This is a genomic window from Rhodococcus sp. BUPNP1 (genome assembly GCF_002215235.1).
Taxonomy (GTDB): Bacteria; Actinomycetota; Actinomycetes; order Mycobacteriales; family Mycobacteriaceae; genus Rhodococcus.
This window is the reverse complement of sequence record NZ_NERM01000034.1, coordinates 20769-39416: the sequence shown is the minus strand read 5'-3', so window position 1 is coordinate 39416 and position 18648 is coordinate 20769. Positions and strand designations below refer to the sequence as shown.

Sequence of the window (18648 nt, the reverse complement as noted above, 5' to 3'; positions counted from 1 at the left end):
CTGGCCGGTGCGGCGGCCCTCACCCGGTGATCGACAGCGCTCACCCTCTGCGGCGTCGTCCTCTGGTGCGTTCGCTTCTGGTGGGGCGCGGCCCGAGTTCGTAGGGGATCTTCAGGATGTGGCGGGTTTTGGCGTCGATGTCGCAGTTGCCGGAGGCGACGGAGTGGAGGATGCCGTTGTAGACCAGGTCCCACAGGTCGGGGTTGCGTTGGATCTCGCTGATCTTGAACGAGTGGATCTTGTTGCCGTGTGCATCTTTCAAACGGAGAACGCGGTTCGGCCCGTCGGCTGAAAATCGTATGCGGGTGAGGTGATAGGTGTCAACCCAATCGTCGCGCCACTGCACCCAGGTGGATCCGACTGCGGTCCAATGGTTTCTGGTGGCGCCGAACATCACCCACGCACCCACAGCCATGATGACCCACATGACCCACATGTGGGTCCAGCGAAGGCCTCCGTCGACAAGGGTGAGGTACGCGACCGAGATGCCCACGATGAAGAGCGCGCTCGTGTACTGGTCACGGGCGGTGGGCTGGAGCCATTCGAGAACGGGTCCGAGATGTTCCGGCGCTTCCGGAGGCTTCCGTGGGGATCTGTCGGTCGGCGTGTGCTCGATTCTCTGGTAGATGCGTGGCGCACGGGGTGGTCGCGGCTCTCCGGTGTTTGGATCGGGAATCGCGGGCAGGTCGGTTGTATTCATTTATGTCCTCAGAAGAGATTTCCCACCCAGCGCGCCGCGGAACCGGCAGCGCCGGAGATATCGTCCCAGTGTTCGATCACTTCGCCCACACCGAACGCGACACCGACCCCGGCGCCAACAGCGAGAAGGGTGACAGGACCGCCTGCTGCACTCGCGAGTATCAACTCGGTCGCTACGGTTCCGGCGACGAAACCACCGACATCCTTCGCAACCGCTTTGACTGCGTCTCCGGTGGTTTCGGCATTTGCTACATCGTAGGCAGTCTGAAGTCCGGTGAGAACGCCTCCCACGACGGGCACCTTCGAGCCGAACTGTGCCAATGCCGAACCTTTTGGTAAATAGTCGCCGGCGGTGCGACCGAAGGATTCGATGAATTTGTTGTCACCGAGCCCCGCAAGCAAGCGAGAGTTCTCCGCAGCGAACCGCGCTGCATCGTCCGCTCCGCCCTGGAAGGCTCGAACAGCCCTGGCGGCTGTTGCTTCAGGGTACGGATCGCCAAGTCGCGCCGCTTCGGCAGCAAGCTCACGCAGCCGGGCGAGGGTCGCACCTCGCGTAGCGGCTTCGTTGCCCCATTTCGACAGCTCGGAGACTGTCGTCGCTATGTATCCGCCCACGGTATGCGCCAAGAGCCATTCCCACTGGGCTTCTGCGTCCTTCAGGATCGTCGTCGGCCCGCGCAAGGCTTCTGCGAGCGCGCTGTGCGCTCCGGTTTCGACCGCGCGACCGTCCGCGACGAGCCCCGCAGCCGTTTCGTAGGCCGCGATCTGTTTCGCCCGAAGTACCTGGGGGGCAATGTCGTACGAGTTGGAGTCGACATCGATCGGATCACCGATGCCGAGGCCGAACTCCACAGGAATACCGGCTTCGGCCGCTGTCGCCTCGGCCTGCGACATGCGTGACCGGGCGGTGGCGAGCCCGTCGGCGAATGCGCGCAGGGCAGCGGCGATCACATCGATCTGGTCTGCAGCCTCGGTCGTCCCGGTGATGACGCGGTCGAGCGTCGTCCGGAACGCATCTCCCGCAGGGCTTCTGAACTCGTATTCGGATTCGGCGCGGCCGTCGCGTGCCGACTTCAGTCGGTCGTTGACTCCCGTGGCGAGGTCAGCGAGCGAATCCGCACATGCGTAGCAGGAGGTGGGGTCGCCGAATACCCGGGTGTCGAGACTCATCCCTCACCGGCCTTCGCGATCTCCTGAGCAGTGTGCGACTCGGCGTCCTGGTAGGCGCGCAGACTGTCCTGGGTGGCGTCGGCTGCACCGGCCAGCGACCGGACCGCCGCGTCCATTGCGGAAGCAATCGACTCGAGAGCTTCGACGAGCAGCGGGGTGGCGGCCCCCGCGTCGGGTATCGGTGCGGGATCGAATCCGAGCTCGTCGATTCCCATCGCTCCGGTGGCCAGGAGCTTCGCGACCGCGTTGAGGTCGCCTATGTCGATGGTCACCGGGTCGCTCTCCTGCCGAGTGGATCCTCGAACGGACGGTCGTCGTCCTCGACCGGGGGTGGCGGTGGTTGTCGGCCGTCGAGCAGGACCACGTCGTATCCGGTGGTCCGATGGATCTCCTGCAGTCCTGTGTTGTCGACGCCCATCCACGGCTGCCGCGGTCCGCAGCAGCGGACCAGTTCCTCCAGTGAGGTGTAGCCGGGCAACGCCAACCGGCCGTCGGACAGGGTGCGCATCTCCAGCCCGACCTGCCCGGAACTGTCGCGGCGTCGGATCGGCACATACAGAACGTCGCTCATCGAATCCCCCGATTCCGTCGTACCCCCCGTACGACTCGCCGAGACCCTACCGCAGCCGCGATGAGTTTCCGGCTCCTGCCCGGTCGGTATCTGCGACAGCACCGCTGCCCACCTACCAGGAGGTCGTCATGAACACCTTCACCCCGTCCACCACCGGCACCCGCGACGACACCGCCGCGACACCCTCACGCACCGCCCGCATCGCAGGCCTGATCGTCAGCGGCCTCGTCGTCCTGTTCCTGCTGTGGGACTCGATCATCCACATCGCCAACGTCTCGCAGGTGCAGGAAGCCATGGCCGATCTCGGATTCGATCCGAGCCTCAACCGCGTGTTCGGCGTGGTCCTGCTGATCTGCCTGATCGCCTACGTCCTGCCGCCCACCGCGATCCTCGGTGCCGTTCTGCTCACCGGTTACCTCGGTGGTGCCGTCGCGACGAATCTGCTCACCGAACAGCCGATCGTCAGCACGACCCTCTTCCCGATCTACACCGGCATCTTCGTCTGGGGTGGATTGTGGTTGCGCGACATCGGAGTTCGTCGGATCATGCCGATTCGCCCGTCGCGGTGACGACGACGAACGGTCCCACCTCGGTCACGGCGAATCGGGGATCGTCGAACAGTTCCTTGGGGAAGGTCACCGTGTACCGCCGCACATTGGGATCGTTCGGGTAGACGTCCTCGGCCAGACGCAGCGTGTAGCCCTCGGCGCCCTGTCGGAAGACGATGGCGTCGGGGGCTCGCCACGGCAGCTCCTCCCACGCGGCGAGCAGTTCGTCGGGGGAGGAGAACTCCGACCACTCCTCGATCGCTGCGGCACGCGCGGAGAACTCCGCCAGCGGGTTGGCGTAGTGCGAGGTCAGGGCCTGGAAACCGAAGTACGGGTAGTAGGCGAGGAAGGACGTGTCGGCCGTGAGGACCACGTGGTCGTCACGCTCGCCGCCCAGCTGGGACAGCAGGACGTCGTCCACCTCGGCGTAGTAGGACGCGGCACCGGCGGGTCGCTGGTCGGCGCGTTCACCGGCCCCGTCGGTGTCGGTGTAGGCGACGGTGATCTCACCCCCGAGCACCTGTGGGATGTTCTGGGTGAACGCCAGCGCACCGAGAGCGCCCACCGCCACGAGAACCCTGCGCACGCGCGGATTCTCGCTGGTCGCCAGGCTGATCCATCGCGAGAAGTCGACGAAGGCGAATGCGCCTGCGGCAGCGAGCAGTACGAGCAGGATCACCTCGAGGCGGAACGCGAGCAGGGTGTTGCCCACGGCGGTCAACGCCATCGACGCGAGGTACCACAGGTAGACCGCGATCACGCCGAGTCCGAGCGCCTGCGCCCGATGCGACGACGACGCGCGTCCCACGAGCCACACCGTCCCCAGCAACGACAGCAGTCCGATCAGGGACATGTGGAACATCGGCAACGGCAGTCGCGCACCGGCATCGGGGAGATAGTGCGTCGCGGTACCGGACTCGGACGGGGGATTGCCGCCCAGCACGTCGAACACGAACGGCGCCCACACGATCAACGCGACGAGCATCGCGATCACCGCGATCACCACGAGACGCACGAGCACCGGAAGGACCGCCTGCCACGACCCGGCGGCACGACGCGCGAGGTACGCCGCGACGACGGCCATCACCGTCACCGCGAACGCCGCGATACCGAGATAGAGGGTGTAGAAGGTCGCGGCGAGACCGAGGAACAGGCCCGTCCCTACGACTGCACCCCAGCCCTGCCGCACCCGGCCACCGCGCGTAGCGGGCAGGAAACCGCCCCAGGCCAGCACCAACGCCGGCGCGACCAGCACGGCGATCACCGCTCCGTAGGGTTCCGGCGAACCGTAGGCCAGCACGACGAGCGTCGTCGCGGTGGCAGCGAGCACCGCGAGGTCGGAGCGGACCAGTTCGGACCACAACACCAGGGCGACGACCGCCGCGACCGCCAGCGAACCGATCGCATACGGCTTGAACGCTTCCCAGCCGTCCATACCCAGCACGTTCGCGACACGTCCACCGATCCAGAACCATCCGGCCGGATAGAACGACGGCAGATCGGCGTAGTTCATGTCGCGCAACGCCGCGCTGTCCGTCAGCCGCGTGAGGAACTGGGTGCGGAACTCCTGATCGACGGAGATGCCGTGCAGATAGAGGCGGGTCGCGGCCAGCGGCATCCCGAGGGTCGCGGTGACCAGGCCGGACAGCGCCGCCCACGACAACACCCGCGCCCCCGTCACCCATCTACGGCGACGCAGCAGATAGATCGACAGGCCGAGCACGGCGAGCGCCGCGAACTGCATGACGGTGGTGACGGCCTGCGTCACGTTCGACGAATTGAACGCCGGCCACTGCACCCGGTCGAAGGCGAACAGCCCCACCGCCGCGACGAGTGCTGCGACGAGCGCTGCGCAGACGAACTGCACGAGCGTCGAGACGGCACGGCGTAACGGGGCTACTGCTACAGGAGTGTCGGCGAGCACCCCACGAGCATAGAGATGCGTCCGCGAGACGAGTGGCGGCCCGATCCGCGCCGCAAAAACGCCGCCGTTCACGGGTCGGGACCTTCATCCTGGAAGTTGCGTCGGGAAACCGGGCCATCGGTACGGCCCGGGGAATCCGAACGGAAGGCTCAGATCATGACAGGTAAAGCGGTTCGTGCGGCCCTTGCAACGCTCGCGACGGCACCCCTCCTCGTATTCGGGGCGGCGCAGGCCTCGGCGTATCCGGTGATCGAACCGGGTGCGCCCGGCGGTCCCATCGACGGCCGGTTGTACGACCACCACGGCGTCGATCCCTACCAGTGCATCGTCGTCGGGGCGCCGGGTGTCGGCTACGCGACGAACGAGGCGGGACAGGACGGCACCGTGAACGGCGTCTTCGTGAACGAAGGGTCGATCAACCACTGGTGCTACGGGCCGCCCGGGATGATCCACAGCGGAACCGGCTACGTCCGGTAGACCCCGAAAAGACGACTGCCCCGCCGGAACGGGTCCGGCGGGGCAGAGGGTGCACGTCTGTCAGATCGGCAGCTTGCGGAAGATCGCGCGCGGCAGGTGACGCAGCACGATCATCACGAACCGGAAGGTGCCCGGCGCCCAGACGATCTCCTTGCCGCGATCGGAGGCCGCGACCGCGAGCTTCGCGACGTCCTCCTTGTTCACGGTGAGCGGGGCCTCGTCGACGTGCGCGCTGAACTGCGTGCGCACCTGGCCGGGGCGCACGACGGTCACGCGCGGACCGAACGGACGCAGCGCCTCGCCGAGTCCGAGGTAGAAGCCGTCGAGGCCGGCCTTGGTGGAGCCGTAGACGAAGTTGGCGCGCTTGACGCGCTCACCGGCGACCGACGACATCGCGATGATGCGACCGAAGCCCTGCGCCTTCATCCTGTCGCCCACCAGCACACCCACGGAGACGGCGGCCGTGTAGTTGACCTCCGCGACCCGCACGGCCTTGCTCTGGTTCTGCCACAGCTCCTCGGCGTCGGCATCCAGGCCGAAGGCGACGATCGCGATGTCGACGTCGCCGTCCTTCCACGCCTGGTCGATGACGGCCGGGTGGCTCGCGGTGTCGAGCGCGTCGAAGTCGATCAGGTCGACCTGCGTCGCACCCGCGGCCTTCGCCTGGGCGACGGCGTCCTCACGACGCGGGTCGCCGGGCAGGGCCGCGAGGATCACGCGGGCCGGCGCCTTGCGCAGGTACTCCTCGACGATGGCCAGGCCGATCTCGGAGGTGCCACCGAGCAGCAGCAGGGTCTGGGGATTGCCGACGGCGTTGATCATCAGTGGAGTTCCAACCTTCTGGACATATCGGAGGCGAAGACGTTCGTAGGGTCGACGGAGCGGCGCACCTTCAGCCACTCGTCGATCCGCGGGTACATGGCGTGGAAGGTCTCCGCGTCGGTCCGCGAGTCCTTCGCGGTGTAGAGGCGACCACCGAACTCGAGGACACGCTTGTCGAGTTCGCGCACGAACTCGTTCAGACCCGCCTTGATCGGGAAGTCGACGCAGATGTTCCACCCCTTCATGGGGAAGCTCAGCGGCGCCTTGTTGCCCTCACCGAACAGCTTGAAGACGTTGAGGAACGAGTAGTGCCCCGACTTCTGGATGTCGACGATGATGCGCTTGAACTCGTCGACGGACTCCGGCGGCACCACGAACTGGTACTGCAGGAAACCCTTCGATCCGTAGGCGCGGTTCCACTCACCGAACATGTCGAGCGGGTGATAGAACTGCGTCAGGTTCTGGACCTTGCCGGTGTAGTTGCCCGACTTGCGGTACCAGACCTCGCCCACCGCCGAGAAGGTGTACTTGTTCGCCAGACCGTTCGGGAAGACGTCCGGGAAGGTCAGCAGCGTCGGCGCGTCGAACTTCAGCGGGTCCTTCTGCAGCTTCTTCGGAAGCTGATCGAGCTTCGCGAGCGAACCGCGGGAGATCGCGGCGCGGCCGAGCTTCGGCAGCGGAGCCACCGCATCGAACCAGGCGCTCGAGTAGTCGTAGTTCTCCTCCGAGCCGTCGCTGTGCACGGCGATCGTCTCGTCGAGCGTGGAGGTGACCACACCGTCGGCGATGAAGTACGCCGTCTCGGTGGGGGTCATCTCGATGGTCGCGCGGAGGATGATGCCCGTCAGACCCATGCCGCCGACGGTCGCCCAGAACAGCTTGGAATTGCGTCCGGTGGGCGTACACGTGCGGACCTGGCCGTCGGCCGTGAGCAGGTCGATCGACTTCACGTGGTTGCCGAAGCTGCCCGCGCTGTGATGGTTCTTGCCGTGGATGTCGGAGCCGATCGCACCACCGATCGTCACCTGGCGGGTGCCCGGCAGAACCGGAACCCACAGGCCGAACGGCAGGGCGGCGCGCATGAGCTGGTCGAGGTCGACGCCGCCGTCCACCACCACACGCCGCGAGTCGCGGTCGATGCTGTGGATCTTGTTCAGCGTCGTCATGTCGACGACGAGCCCGCCGGCGTTCTGCGCCGGGTCGCCGTAGGAGCGCCCGAGCCCGCGTGCGATGACACCGCGACGCAGGTGCGACGGCTTCGACTCGTTGTCTTCCGCGACCCGCGCGACCGCCTCGGCGATCACTTCGACGTCGGGGGTGGACAGCACCTCTGCGGTGGTCGGCGCGGTGCGCCCCCAGCCGGTCAGGGTGCGGGTCTGGGTGGGGAGCGGCTCGCTCGCCTGCTCCGTAGCTGTCGTGGACATCGGGGTAAAGGCTACCCGTGTGTCCTGGTCACCCGGCAAGATGCTGTTCCTCACGGGCGTTACCCTCGTCTGCGTGCCGGAATCCCACGACCATGTGCAGCCGCTGCCGGAGCACCACGCCCCGCTGGCTCCCGAACTGCCGTTGACCGATTCGACGGCCGACGAGGCGCTGGACCTGAAGACGCAGCTCACACGGTTCGTCCTGACCGGCGGGTTCTCGGCGATCGTCGACTACGGCCTGTACGTCCTGCTCATGGCACTGGGCGTCACCCGCGACGTCGCGAAGGCCCTGTCGTTCGTGGCCGGCACCACCACCGCCTACCTGATCAACCGCCGCTGGACCTTCAAGGCCCCGCCGAGCCGGGTCCGTTTCGCGGCCGTGGTGGTCCTGTACGCAGTGACGTTCGCCGCACAGGTCGGCATCAACCGCGTACTCAACGAAGCGCTCGGCGACGAGTGGTGGGTCACGCCCTTCGCCTTCGTCGTCGCCCAGGGCACCGCGACGGTGATCAACTTCGTCGTCCAGCGGGTCGTGATCTTCCGCCTCCGTTGATTCGGGTGGATCCGACCCCGCTCAGCGGGGTTCAACCCACCGAAGTCCGATTCAGGGCCTGACGGATCTGCCGCACCACCTCGTCGGGTTCCTGGGTGATCGCGTGCCAGGTGAAGCGCAGCACGTGCCAGCCGGCGTTGATCAGGACGTTCTGCCTCTCGGTGTCGCGGCGGTGTCGCTCGGCGTCGCGGTGCCAGGCCCACCCGTCGATCTCGATCGCGACCCGCTCGGCATCGAACACCACGTCGATCTCGAAGCCGCAGCTCATCGCGTGTGCCCGCCATCCGGTGAACCCCGCGCTGCGGAGCAACCGGTGGAAGATGCGTTCGGCCTGCGAGTGGCCGCCTTCGCGAGCCGAACACAGCAGATGAGCGGCGCGGGGTGCGCCGTGACGCCCGAGATTCCTTCGATGTGCCTGCTCGAGTGCGGGCAGCGAGGTGTGACGCTGCAGCGCGCGGTCCATGAGCGCCGAGCCCGTCGGTAGTTCGACGGCGGCTTCGAGCACCGTGAGTGGCAGCGCGGTGACGGGGAGACCGCGCACCACGACGACGTCGCGTCGCTGGAGGTCGCGTCGGCGTACCCGCACCCCGTGGCGTCGAGCGAGGGTGCGCTTCTGCGGCACGGTCACGTAGCGGAGTGAAGGAGCGCGGTCGAGCAGTCCGTGCCACCACGCCGCGCTCGGACCCCAGGCTGCCGCTTCCGGACCTGCCGCGTAGACGGCTGCCCGTAGCGCCACGGCCGGCGTGCGTTCCCGGTCGGCACGAAGGTAGACGCCGCGTGCGAGCGCGAACCAGTCGCCGTTCTCGACCCGTCGGTCGACAGCGGAAGCGCTCATCCCGCAGTCCAGTGCTTGTGCTCGGGTGATGACGCCGTCCTGAGCGGCCATGATGCGGTTCGCGTTTCGCAGGTTCATATCCGGTTCGACGCAGTGACCGCCGTTCCGGTTCCGCCCGATCGATTTGTGTGGATCCAGCCCCGGAAACCGGGGTCGAATCCACACAAGTCGTCAGAAGCTCGGAAGACGACCCGCTTCGCGGGCGTCGGCCAGGGTGGGTGCCGCCTGGTCCTTCGCCGACAGTTCGTAGGTCAGCGGGGTGCCGTCAGGTCCTGTTGTGGGCCAGTCGATCCCGATCTCCGGATCGAGGGGGTGCACCTCGTGCTCCCGGTCGGGGTTGTAGCCCGTCGAGCACAGGTAGACGACGGTCGAGTTGTCCTCGAGTGCAAGGAAACCGTGGCCGAGGCCCTCGGACAGGAAGATCGCGCGTCGGTCCTTCGTGTCGAGCAGCACCGAATCCCACTGCCCGAAGGTCGGCGACCCCACCCGCAGATCGACGACGACGTCGAGCACCGACCCCGACACGCACGTGACGTACTTCGCCTGTCCGGGAGGGACATCGGCGTAGTGGATGCCGCGCAGCACCCCGGCGGCGGAGACCGAGCAGTTCGCCTGCGCCAACTCCAGGGGACGGCCGGCGGCGTCGGTGAAACTCTCCTGCTTGAACCATTCGAGGAACACGCCCCGGTCGTCGCCGAACTGTTTCGGCGTGACCTCCCACGCCCCGGCGATCGTCAGTTCCCGGTACTGCAACCTAGCGGTCCTTTCCTCGTTCGAGCAGATCCAGCAGGTAACTGCCGTAGCCCGACTTCACCAGCGGCTCGGCCACGGCGCGCAACTGCTCGTCGTCGATGAACCCGAGACGCCACGCGACCTCTTCGGGCGCGCCGATCTTCAGGCCCTGGCGTTGTTCGATGGTGCGCACATAGTTCGACGCGTCGAGCAGTGAGTCGAAGGTGCCGGTGTCGAGCCACGCGGTGCCGCGCGGCAACACCTCGACCTGCAGTCTCCCCGCTTCCAGATAAGTGCGGTTGACGTCGGTGATCTCCAGTTCGCCACGCGCCGACGGCGTCAGCGAGCGGGCGATCTCGACGACGTCGTTGTCGTAGAAGTACAGCCCCGGCACCGCGAAGTTCGACTTCGGGTCGTCGGGCTTCTCCTCGAGCGACAGGGCGCGACCGGTGGAGTCGAACTCGATCACCCCGTAGGCCGACGGGTCGGACACTCGGTACGCGAACACCGCACCGCCGTCGATGTGCGCGAAGCGCTTGAGCTGGGTGCCGAGGCCCGGGCCGTAGAAGATGTTGTCGCCGAGGATCAATGCGACCGGGTCGGTTCCGATGTGGTCGGCGCCGAGCACGAAGGCCTGCGCCAGACCGTCGGGTGAGGGTTGGATCGCGTAGGTGATGTTCACGCCGAACTGCGAGCCGTCGCCGAGCAACCAGCGGAACTGCTCGGCGTCGTGCGGAGTGGTGATCATGAGGATGTCGCGGATCCCGGCGAGCATGAGCGTCGAGAGCGGGTAGTAGATCATCGGCTTGTCGTAGACGGGCACGAGCTGCTTGCTCACGCCCTGGGTGATCGGATGCAGACGCGAGCCCGTCCCACCCGCGAGGATGATTCCGCGCATGTCGGACAGTCTCGCATGAGTAGGCTTGCCCCAATGAGGCTGCTCGTCACCGGTGGTGCCGGTTTCATCGGCGCGAACTTCGTCCATCAGACCGTCGCGGAACGACCCGACACGCAGGTCACCGTGCTCGACAAGCTCACCTACGCCGGCAACCGCGCCTCCCTCGACCCCCTCGCCGACAAGATCACCTTCGTCGAAGGCGACATCGCCGACACCGGCCTCGTCGACCGGCTCGTCGCCGACACCGATCTGGTGGTGCACTTCGCCGCCGAATCCCACAACGACAACTCGCTGGCCAACCCCGCGCCGTTCGTGCAGACCAACCTGGTGGGCACCTTCACCCTGCTCGAGGCCGTCCGCAGGTACGACGTGCGCTATCACCACATCTCCACCGACGAGGTCTACGGCGACCTCGCCCTCGACGACCCCGCCCGCTTCACCGAATCCACCGCCTACAACCCGTCGAGCCCCTACTCCTCGACCAAGGCCGGCTCGGATCTGCTGGTACGCGCCTGGGTGCGCTCGTTCGGCGTCCGCGCGACCATCTCCAACTGCTCGAACAACTACGGCCCCTATCAGCACGTGGAGAAGTTCATCCCCCGCCAGATCACCAACGTGCTCACCGGTGTGCGCCCCAAGCTCTACGGCACCGGCACCAACGTGCGCGACTGGATCCACGTCGACGACCACAACAGCGCGGTATGGACGATCATCGAACACGGGCAACTCGGCGAGACCTACCTGATCGGAGCGGACGGCGAGACCGACAACCGCACCGTCGTCGAAACCGTCCTCGAACTGTGCGGCAAGGACCGCAGCGAGTTCGATTTCGTCACCGACCGCCCCGGCCACGACCTGCGCTACGCCATCGACGCGACCCGCCTGCGCACCGAACTGGGCTGGCAGCCCCGCTACCGCGACTTCCGTGAGGGCCTGGCCGCGACCATCGACTGGTACCGCGCCAACGAGCAGTGGTGGACGCCACAGAAGCACGTCACCGAGGCCGGCTACAGCCGCACCGAGCGCGTTCTGGGCGGATAACCTGCGCCGTTCGGGGTGATCCCGGCACAATTCGCGAATGGGTCGAAACACTGGTGCACGACGCACACAACCGTGGAGCTCCTGTTTCCGCTGCTACTGTCGCATCGAAAACAGCGGATCGACCACGAGCGGGGAGTAGCCCGATGGAGCAGGCAGCTGCCGGCGACACAAGCACGATCGGACATGACGCGGACACGCTGGACGAGGTTCTCACCGAGCCGGTGCGTCGCGACCGGCTGATCGTCCAGCGCGGCGTCTTCGCATCCCTGTCGCCGCGCGTGCCGGAGAAGATGTACGTCCACACGAAGGGCGACGCGGCGTCCGACCGTTACGGGCTGCAGCTCGCCGACGGCGCGACCGCCCACACCAACACCTACTTCGGGCGTTTCCCCGCGACGTTCTGGCAGCGCTGGACCGACGTGAAGACCGTCAACCTGCAGCTCACCTACGGCTGCTCCGGTACCGCGAAGTTCACCGTGTGGGCCTCCGACGCCCGCGGACGCGAGCGGATCGTGACGGTCGAGACGGTGTCGGGTTCGGGCGAGCTCGACCTCGAGTTGCCGATCGAACGGTTCGTCGACGGCGGTGCGATGTGGTTCGCCGTCGACGCCAGCAACGGATCGGTGCTCGTCTCCGACGCACGCTGGACGGTCGCCGCACCCGAGCGCCTGCGACCCGCCGCCGTCGTCATCTGCACGTTCAACCGCGCCGACGACTGCACCGTCACCGTTGGCACCCTCGCCTCGGACGACGGGGCGATGGCCGACATCGAAGCGGTGTGCATCGTCGACCAGGGCACCGACCAGGTGCGTTCGCGCTCGGCGTTCGCCGAGGTCGCCGACAAGCTCGGCGACAAGCTCATCTACCTGACCCAGCCGAATCTCGGTGGTGCGGGTGGTTTCTCGCGTGGCATGTACGAGATCACCGGTTCCGCCAAGGCCGAGCACGCCAACGTCATCGTCATGGACGACGACATCCTGTGCGAGCCCGAATCGGTGTTGCGTCTCAACGCTTTCGCGAACATGACGGTGCAGCCGACGATCGTCGGCGCCCAGATGTTGTCGCTGAGCAACCCGCAGGTCCTGCACGTCTCGGCCGAGCGTGAGGTGCTCGACGAGATTACCGCCGGCGCACTGACTCCGGGTGCACGCATGGGCATCGATCTCGTGAAGAAGAAGCAGGACATGCGTTTCGACGCCGGCTGGAACGGTTGGTGGACCTGCCTGCTGCCCGCCGAGATCATCGCCGACTGCGGCCTGCCCATCCCGCTGTTCTTCCAGTGGGACGACATCGAATACGGCATCCGCGCCCGGTACGCGGGTCACCCGACGGTCACCCTGCCCAATGCGGGTGTGTGGCACGCCGACTTCTACCTCAAGGACTACGACGACTGGGCGCGCTATTTCAGCATCCGCAACGGTCTGATCGTCTCGTCCATCTACGGGCGCTTCGACGGGAACGACATGTCGAAGTACCTGTTCCGCAAGATCAGTGAGCTCATCGTCTCGATGCAGTACGGTCTCGCCGCGACCTTCATCAAGGCCGCGGAGGACTTCCTCGCCGGACCGGACTTCCTCTACGACGGCGGCCAGTCGGTGCTGAAGGAACTGCGCGAACTGCGCGACCGCTATCCCGAGACGAAGCCGCTGCCGGCCGCGCAGGTGGGCGCCGAATCCGACCCGCACACGCAGATGTCGGTGTGGCAGTTCGAGCCCGACAAGAAGCGCGAGGGCCTGGTGCTGCTCAAGCGTGCCGTGCAGCAGTTCGCGGGTAAGGTCGACCGCCGGACGGTCACCGTGCCCGCGCACTTCGCGTCGTGGTGGCACGTGTCGCTGTTCGACAAGGCCGTCGTCACCGACGCCTCGCAGAACGCAGTTCGGGTGCGTCACCGCGACAAGGACACCGCCGTCGAGCTCGCGAAGCACGCCGCGAAGGTGTGCTGGCAGCTCCGCAAGGAAGCGCCCCGGATGAAGACGGTCTGGCAGGAAGCGCTGCCCAAGCTCACGAGCCGCGAGAACTGGGCGCGCCTGTACGGCATCGACGGGTAGACCGTGCGGGCATGGTTGTTTCCCGTGCTTATCGGGGTTGCGACCGTGCTCGTCGCAGGGGCGTTCTCGTGGGTGCCCTCGCTGTGGTGGGACGAGGCCGCGACCATCTCGAGTGCCGACCGGTCCGTCGAGGGGATGCTCCGCGTCCACACCCGGATCGACGCCGTCCACGGCCTGCACAACCTCCTGCTGCACTACTGGTTCTCGCTGGTGGGCGTCGACGAGTTCACCGCTCGCCTGCCCGGTGTGCTCGCGCTCGGGGTGGGTGCCGCAGCCGTCACCGCGACCGGCCAGGTGCTGGCGGGTCGTCGCGTGGGGATCGCCGCCGGGGTGCTGTTCGCGCTGTCGCCGCGGGTGACCTGGGCGGCCACCGAAGCGCGGTCCTATGCCTTCGCCGCGGCGCTGGTCGCGGTGTTGTCGCTGCTGGTCGCGCTCGGGTGCACGACCGGCCGTCGACGCTGGTGGGCCCTGTACGCCGTCGTCCTGCCGGTCGCGACGGTGATGTTCGTGTACTCCGCGACGGTCGTCGTCGCGCATCTCCTCACCGTGTTGGTCCGTGGTCGTGGGCGCGGCGCGTTCCTGCTGTCCGCAGGGGTTGGCGCGGCCTTGTCGACGCCGTTCGTCCTGCTTGCCTACTCGCAGGCCGAGCAGGTCGCGTGGATTCCCCCGCTCGACTCGATGATCGTCCGCACGATCGCCCTGGACCAGTGGTTCCCGCAGGCCCCGTGGACGGCGGCGTTGTTCGCCGCGATCACCGTCGCTGGGGTGATCGTCGCGGTCCGTCGTGGTGTGGAGCCGGGGGAGCGCACCCTGCTCTGGCTCGCGGTACCGGGCTTCGCCGTGCCGATGGTGCTGCTGCTCGGCTACTCGCTGCTCGAGGACAACATGTACCTCGAGCGCTATCTGTCCTTCACGGTTCCCGCAATGGTGCTGTTGGTGGGCTGGGCCGCCGCCCGTGTCGCGACCCGCTGGTGGTCGATGCTGATCGTGCTGACCGCGGTCGCCGTCAGCGTCGCGCCGGCCTACGTGCAGCAGCGACAGCCGTTCGGCAAGCCTGGCGGCATGGACTACAGCGTGATCGCCGACCGGCTCGTCGAACGCGCCGAACCCGGCGACTGTGTCGCCTTCGAACCGCGAGTCTCGTGGGCACCGACGTCACTGCGCGCCGTCGTCGACGCCCGGCCCGACGCGGTGGAGGGTCTCGACGACGTGGGGCTCGGATACGACGCCGTCGACCGCGTGAACCTGTGGTCGACCGACGCCCCGCCACCGGAACTCGCCCGACGCGCGGCGGCCCGGTGCGAGGTGCTGTGGGTGATCGCCGACGGCGAGCGCGAGACCGGCTTCCGGGTGTGGCACCCGAACAACGTGTGGTGGAGGTTCGAACCCCACCGGTTCACCGAGACCGACACCTACCGGGAGCTCGAGGCCGTCGGTTTCCGGATCACCGACAGGGAGCCGATCCACCGTTCACAGCTGGTCCGGCTCGAACCGGCTCAGACCCAGTAGGCGACGCGCGAGCGGTAGTTGCGCAGCGCGAGCAGGGCGATACCCCAGCCGACGACGGTGATGATCAGGACGATGACCCAGTGGTAGAGCTGCTGGTCGCCGCCGAGCAGCGGGGTCCGCACGATGTCGAGGAAGTGGTAGAGCGGGTTGATCTCCGCGATCCGCGCCCGACCTTCGTTGCCGGTGCCCTCGAGTGTCTTCTCCGTCCAGATGATCGGCGTCATGAAGAACAGCAGCTGGACGATGCTGCCGAGCAGCGGCGCGATGTCGCGGTAGCGCGTGGCGAGGATGCCGAACACCAGCGACACCCAGACCGCGTTGATCGCGATCAATGCCAGCGCCGGGATGGCGAGGAAGGCCGTCCAGTACAGCTGACGTGGGAAGAAGATGAAGATGCCGATGTAGATGACGATGTTGTGCGCGAACAGGATCATCTGCCGCCACACCAGCCGATAGACGTGCACACTGAGCGGCGTCGGCAGCTGTTTGATCAGGCCCTCGTTGGACATGAACACGTCCGCGCCCTCGAGGATCGACCCCTGGATCAGGTTCCAGATGATGAAGCCGAGCGCGACGTACGGCAGGAACTCCGGGACATCGAGGTTGAACAGCGTGCCGTAGAGCACACCCATCGCGATCGCCGACACACCCGTGGCGATCGTGATCCAGAACGGACCGAGCACCGACCGGCGGTAGCGCTGCTTGATGTCCTGCCAGCCGAGCAGCAACCACAGTTCGCGGTGGTTGAAGCCTTCGCGCAGATCCTGGAACGCGCGCCGGAACGAGCGTGAGGACGACTCGATGGGTTCGTCGTCGACGGTGAGGGCATCAGACACGGGTCCCGAGCCTACCCGCGGCGCAAATGTGACCTGCCGGGGCGCGGGGTCAGCGGGACTCCCGACGGATGCGCAGGTCCTGTCGATCTTGCACGATTTTCTCGACGAGAACCGCACGCCCGTGTCGATTGCGGTCCGGTGCGGTATCCGGACCGTGGTACCACCGATCCGACCACCGAGGAGACGTCATGACGCTTGCTCTGCAGGGCTTGGACGAGATCCGCGCGGACCAGGAGAACTTCTACCGCGACCTGCACGCCCACCCGGAGTTGTCGCACCAGGAGTCGCGCACTGCCGCCGAGGTCGCCGCGCGGTTACGGGCCGCCGGGTGCGAGGTGCACACCGGTGTGGGTGGCACGGGTGTCGTCGGGGTCCTACAGCGAGGTGACGGGCCCGGCGTGCTGCTGCGCGCCGACATGGATGCCCTGCCGGTTCGGGAGGAGACCGGTCTGGACTACGCCAGTTCCGTGACCGCGACCGGCGCGGACGGCAACGCGACGCCTGTCATGCACGCCTGCGGGCACGACATGCACGTCGTGTGCCTCGTCGGCGCGGTGGAACTGTTGTCCCGCGCCGGCGAGTGGTGTGGGCGGCTGGTCGCGGTGTTCCAACCGGGGGAGGAGGTCGCCGACGGCGCCCGGCGCATGGTCGACGACGGGCTCGCCGGGATCGTCGGGAAGGTCGACGTGGCATTGTGCCAGCACGTCCTGGCCTTCCCGGCCGGGCTCGTGGGCACGCGCAGCGGGCCGACCCTCTCGGCCGCCGACAGCATGCGCATCACCGTTCACGGCCGGGGCGCGCACGGGTCGATGCCGCAGGCCTCCGTCGACCCGGTGGTACTCGCCGCGATGATCGTCGTCCGGTTGCAGACGATCATCGCGCGGGAGACCCGGCCCGGTGAGCCTGCGGTACTGACCGTCGGCAGTATTCAGGCCGGGACGAAGAGCAACGTCATTCCGGACAAGGCGACGATCCTGCTCAACCTCCGCACCTACGACGAGGACACCCGCCATGCGATCCTCACCGCTGTGAAGCGGATCGTCGTCGCCGAGTGCGACGCCTCCCGTTCGCCGCGACCACCCGAGTTCGAACTGTTCGACCAGTACCCCATGACGGACAACGACCCCGTGGTCACCGAGCGGGTCGCGGCGGCGTTCGCCGAGCACTTCGGGGACGACGCGGGTGAACTTCCGTTGCAGACGGCCAGTGAGGACTTCAGCGTCATTCCCCGCGCGCTCGGCATTCCGTACACGTACTGGGGGATAGGTGGCACCGATCCCGAGCTCTACCGTCAGGCCGAAGTCGAGGGGCGCATCGCCGACGACGTTCCGGTCAACCACTCGTCGAAGTTCGCTCCGCTGCTGCAGCCCACCCTCGACGCCGGGACGGCTGCTCTGACCGTCGCTGCGCGGGCGTTCCTGGGGACTGCATGACGGACGGAGACGCGTGACTACCCAGAGCACGTTGCTGCTCGTACTCGATCTGCTCGGGACCTTCGCCTTCGCTGTCAACGGCGCCTTCACCGCCGTGCGGGTCGCGAGAATCGACATCGTCGGCGTGGTGACGCTCGGGATGGTGACCGCGCTCGGTGGCGGGATCATCCGCGACATCCTGATCGACGACCTTCCGCCCGCGACGTTCAGCGACTGGCGCTATCTCGCGGTGGCCGCTGCCGGAAGCCTTCTCGCTCTCTTCGGCCGTAAGCTGGAGCGATTGTCCAAGCCGATCACCGTGTTCGACGCCGCAGGCTTGAGTCTGTTCGCCGTCACCGGTGCGGGTAAGGCCCTCGATTTCGGGTTGGGTCCGGTGCAGGCGATCATCCTGGGCACGATCACCGGGGTCGGGGGCGGCACGGTGCGCGACGTGTTGATCCGGCGGGTTCCGGTCGTGTTGAACAGCGAGTTGTATGCCATTCCTGCGCTGGTGGCCGCGACCGTCCTCGTCGTCTGCGAGAGTCTCGAGGTGCCCACGCCGCCCGCAGCGCTCGGGGCTGCGGCGTTGTGCTTCGTCATCCGAATGGTCGGGGTCCGTTACGATCTCGACGCGCCGCGTCCGCGGGGGTTCGACGACCCCGACCCACCGAAACCGGCCTGACCGAAACCGGTGTTGTTGTCGATTTTCGATGCGTTCTCGCAAACAACGCCGGACTCGATCGGCCGTACGTCAGTCTCCGTCGCCGTCCGCAACCATCTGGCCCGAGTCGCCCGGCCACTCGTACAGTTCCGCCGCCGGCTGTATCTGCGCCCACCACGCCGACGAGATCCTCGTGTACGTCGGCAACGGGAAGAACTCGTACTGGGCGACCGTCGCGCACATCGACGTGCAGGACGGTGTGCTGACCGTCGACGGTGAGACCCGGTACAGCAGGTTCGGAAGCGAACGCATGCCCGGACTCGACTCGTCCGGCACCTGGGTGCGCTCGCCGAAGAGCGGACCGACCGGACGCAGCAAGAAGCGAAACGGCGGCCTCGCTCTGGATCGCTACGCCGGGACGTGCCCGAAATAGCCGGTCGGCTGCCGACCACGCCGTTCTCTCCCTCCCCGACGAACCGCCACCACCG

The 18648-nt window shown here is 67.1% G+C and carries 20 protein-coding genes; 9 read left to right on the top strand and 11 right to left on the bottom strand.

The genetic code is table 11. The features are described 5' to 3' along the window. Positions 1 to 40 precede the first annotated feature (40 nt). The 4 genes from B9C99_RS23045 to B9C99_RS23030 all read right to left on the bottom strand — a co-directional run bounded on the left by B9C99_RS23045 (position 41) and on the right by B9C99_RS23030 (position 2440). Positions 41 to 493: a hypothetical protein gene (locus B9C99_RS23045; RefSeq protein ID WP_253250173.1), complete on the bottom strand. Its 453-nt coding sequence runs from the start codon at positions 491 to 493 to the stop codon at positions 41 to 43. A gap of 215 nt (positions 494 to 708) precedes the next feature. Continuing rightward, complete coding sequence (locus B9C99_RS23040) at positions 709 to 1869, bottom strand: hypothetical protein (RefSeq protein ID WP_088899465.1); 1161 nt, start codon at positions 1867 to 1869, stop codon at positions 709 to 711. After that, positions 1866 to 2141 carry a hypothetical protein gene (locus B9C99_RS23035; protein ID WP_016692639.1) on the bottom strand — a complete coding sequence of 92 codons (276 nt, stop codon included), beginning with the start codon at positions 2139 to 2141 and terminating at the stop codon, positions 1866 to 1868. The genes B9C99_RS23040 and B9C99_RS23035 overlap by 4 nt, the downstream gene beginning before the upstream one ends. After that, complete coding sequence (locus B9C99_RS23030) at positions 2138 to 2440, bottom strand: SAV_915 family protein (RefSeq protein ID WP_088899464.1); 303 nt, start codon at positions 2438 to 2440, stop codon at positions 2138 to 2140. The genes B9C99_RS23035 and B9C99_RS23030 overlap by 4 nt, the downstream gene beginning before the upstream one ends. 128 nt (positions 2441 to 2568) lie before the next feature. Between B9C99_RS23030 and B9C99_RS23025 the strand changes: the two genes are divergently transcribed. Then, positions 2569 to 3009, top strand: coding sequence for a DoxX family protein (locus tag B9C99_RS23025; RefSeq protein WP_016692641.1), 441 nt, complete (start codon positions 2569 to 2571; stop codon positions 3007 to 3009). Here the strand turns inward: B9C99_RS23025 and B9C99_RS23020 are convergent. Continuing rightward, positions 2984 to 4912 (bottom strand): galactan 5-O-arabinofuranosyltransferase, encoded by a 1929-nt coding sequence (locus B9C99_RS23020; RefSeq protein WP_026061218.1) that lies wholly within the window; start codon positions 4910 to 4912, stop codon positions 2984 to 2986. The genes B9C99_RS23025 and B9C99_RS23020 overlap by 26 nt on opposite strands. Before the next feature lie 156 nt (positions 4913 to 5068). Here B9C99_RS23020 and B9C99_RS23015 point away from each other — a divergent pair, with 156 nt between their 5' ends. Further along, positions 5069 to 5389 (top strand): hypothetical protein, encoded by a 321-nt coding sequence (locus B9C99_RS23015; protein ID WP_060652252.1) that lies wholly within the window; start codon positions 5069 to 5071, stop codon positions 5387 to 5389. Between the two features lie 60 nt (positions 5390 to 5449). Here B9C99_RS23015 and B9C99_RS23010 read toward each other — a convergent pair whose 3' ends face one another. Further along, the gene (locus B9C99_RS23010) at positions 5450 to 6211 is read right to left on the bottom strand and encodes a decaprenylphospho-beta-D-erythro-pentofuranosid-2-ulose 2-reductase (protein ID WP_016692644.1); all 762 of its coding nucleotides are present in this window, start codon (positions 6209 to 6211) and stop codon (positions 5450 to 5452) included. Next, positions 6211 to 7635: an FAD-binding oxidoreductase gene (locus B9C99_RS23005; protein WP_088899463.1), complete on the bottom strand. Its 1425-nt coding sequence runs from the start codon at positions 7633 to 7635 to the stop codon at positions 6211 to 6213. Before B9C99_RS23005 ends, B9C99_RS23010 begins: the two co-directional genes overlap by 1 nt. Positions 7636 to 7654: 19 nt before the next feature. Between B9C99_RS23005 and B9C99_RS23000 the strand changes: the two genes are divergently transcribed. Next, positions 7655 to 8188, top strand: coding sequence for a GtrA family protein (locus B9C99_RS23000; protein ID WP_016692646.1), 534 nt, complete (start codon positions 7655 to 7657; stop codon positions 8186 to 8188). Between the two features lie 31 nt (positions 8189 to 8219). On the opposite strand, the gene B9C99_RS22995 is transcribed toward B9C99_RS23000, so the two are convergent. From B9C99_RS22995 to rfbA, 3 genes are all read right to left on the bottom strand, one after another. Next, entirely contained in the window at positions 8220 to 9101 is an 882-nt protein-coding gene (locus B9C99_RS22995) for a type IV toxin-antitoxin system AbiEi family antitoxin domain-containing protein (RefSeq protein WP_088899462.1), read from the bottom strand. Positions 9102 to 9194: 93 nt separating this feature from the next. After that, positions 9195 to 9776 carry a dTDP-4-dehydrorhamnose 3,5-epimerase gene (rfbC, locus tag B9C99_RS22990; protein ID WP_088899461.1) on the bottom strand — a complete coding sequence of 194 codons (582 nt, stop codon included), beginning with the start codon at positions 9774 to 9776 and terminating at the stop codon, positions 9195 to 9197. A 1-nt stretch (position 9777) separates the two neighbouring features. Further along, positions 9778 to 10653, bottom strand: a complete 876-nt coding sequence (rfbA, locus tag B9C99_RS22985) for a glucose-1-phosphate thymidylyltransferase RfbA (RefSeq protein WP_088899460.1) — start codon at positions 10651 to 10653, stop codon at positions 9778 to 9780. A 33-nt stretch (positions 10654 to 10686) separates the two neighbouring features. On the opposite strand from rfbA, the gene rfbB reads away from it, so the two are divergent. The 3 genes from rfbB (at position 10687) to B9C99_RS22970 (ending at position 15251) form a co-directional block, all read left to right on the top strand. Further along, positions 10687 to 11694, top strand: a complete 1008-nt coding sequence (rfbB, locus tag B9C99_RS22980; RefSeq protein WP_088899459.1) for a dTDP-glucose 4,6-dehydratase — start codon at positions 10687 to 10689, stop codon at positions 11692 to 11694. A gap of 143 nt (positions 11695 to 11837) precedes the next feature. Next, positions 11838 to 13742 carry a glycosyltransferase gene (locus B9C99_RS22975; RefSeq protein WP_039583435.1) on the top strand — a complete coding sequence of 635 codons (1905 nt, stop codon included), beginning with the start codon at positions 11838 to 11840 and terminating at the stop codon, positions 13740 to 13742. Positions 13743 to 13766: 24 nt separating this feature from the next. Continuing rightward, positions 13767 to 15251, top strand: a complete 1485-nt coding sequence (locus B9C99_RS22970; protein ID WP_253250172.1) for a glycosyltransferase family 39 protein — start codon at positions 13767 to 13769, stop codon at positions 15249 to 15251. Here B9C99_RS22970 and B9C99_RS22965 read toward each other — a convergent pair. Continuing rightward, positions 15239 to 16087, bottom strand: a complete 849-nt coding sequence (locus tag B9C99_RS22965; protein WP_006553471.1) for an ABC transporter permease — start codon at positions 16085 to 16087, stop codon at positions 15239 to 15241. The genes B9C99_RS22970 and B9C99_RS22965 overlap by 13 nt on opposite strands. Positions 16088 to 16275: 188 nt before the next feature. On the opposite strand from B9C99_RS22965, the gene B9C99_RS22960 reads away from it, so the two are divergent. From B9C99_RS22960 to B9C99_RS22950, 3 genes are all read left to right on the top strand, one after another. Further along, complete coding sequence (locus tag B9C99_RS22960) at positions 16276 to 17520, top strand: amidohydrolase (RefSeq protein ID WP_016692654.1); 1245 nt, start codon at positions 16276 to 16278, stop codon at positions 17518 to 17520. A 13-nt stretch (positions 17521 to 17533) separates the two neighbouring features. Next, positions 17534 to 18181, top strand: coding sequence for a TRIC cation channel family protein (locus B9C99_RS22955; protein WP_016692655.1), 648 nt, complete (start codon positions 17534 to 17536; stop codon positions 18179 to 18181). 172 nt (positions 18182 to 18353) lie between these two features. Then, positions 18354 to 18593 carry a hypothetical protein gene (locus B9C99_RS22950; RefSeq protein WP_232622138.1) on the top strand — a complete coding sequence of 80 codons (240 nt, stop codon included), beginning with the start codon at positions 18354 to 18356 and terminating at the stop codon, positions 18591 to 18593. Positions 18594 to 18648 lie beyond the last annotated feature (55 nt).

What these genes read in the sequence shown, in the direction of transcription:
- B9C99_RS23040 (WP_088899465.1), bottom strand. Translation starts at nt 1,869, where the DNA reads ATGAGTCTCGACACCCGGGTATTCGGCGACCCCACCTCCTGCTACGCA.
- B9C99_RS22995 (WP_088899462.1), bottom strand. Translation starts at nt 9,101, where the DNA reads ATGAACCTGCGAAACGCGAACCGCATCATGGCCGCTCAGGACGGCGTC.
- B9C99_RS22960 (WP_016692654.1), top strand. Translation starts at nt 16,276, where the DNA reads ATGACGCTTGCTCTGCAGGGCTTGGACGAGATCCGCGCGGACCAGGAG.
- B9C99_RS23015 (WP_060652252.1), top strand. Translation starts at nt 5,069, where the DNA reads ATGACAGGTAAAGCGGTTCGTGCGGCCCTTGCAACGCTCGCGACGGCA.
- B9C99_RS23010 (WP_016692644.1), bottom strand. Translation starts at nt 6,211, where the DNA reads ATGATCAACGCCGTCGGCAATCCCCAGACCCTGCTGCTGCTCGGTGGC.
- B9C99_RS23005 (WP_088899463.1), bottom strand. Translation starts at nt 7,635, where the DNA reads ATGTCCACGACAGCTACGGAGCAGGCGAGCGAGCCGCTCCCCACCCAG.
- B9C99_RS23025 (WP_016692641.1), top strand. Translation starts at nt 2,569, where the DNA reads ATGAACACCTTCACCCCGTCCACCACCGGCACCCGCGACGACACCGCC.
- B9C99_RS23030 (WP_088899464.1), bottom strand. Translation starts at nt 2,440, where the DNA reads ATGAGCGACGTTCTGTATGTGCCGATCCGACGCCGCGACAGTTCCGGG.
- rfbA (WP_088899460.1), bottom strand. Translation starts at nt 10,653, where the DNA reads ATGCGCGGAATCATCCTCGCGGGTGGGACGGGCTCGCGTCTGCATCCG.
- rfbB (WP_088899459.1), top strand. Translation starts at nt 10,687, where the DNA reads ATGAGGCTGCTCGTCACCGGTGGTGCCGGTTTCATCGGCGCGAACTTC.
- B9C99_RS22975 (WP_039583435.1), top strand. Translation starts at nt 11,838, where the DNA reads ATGGAGCAGGCAGCTGCCGGCGACACAAGCACGATCGGACATGACGCG.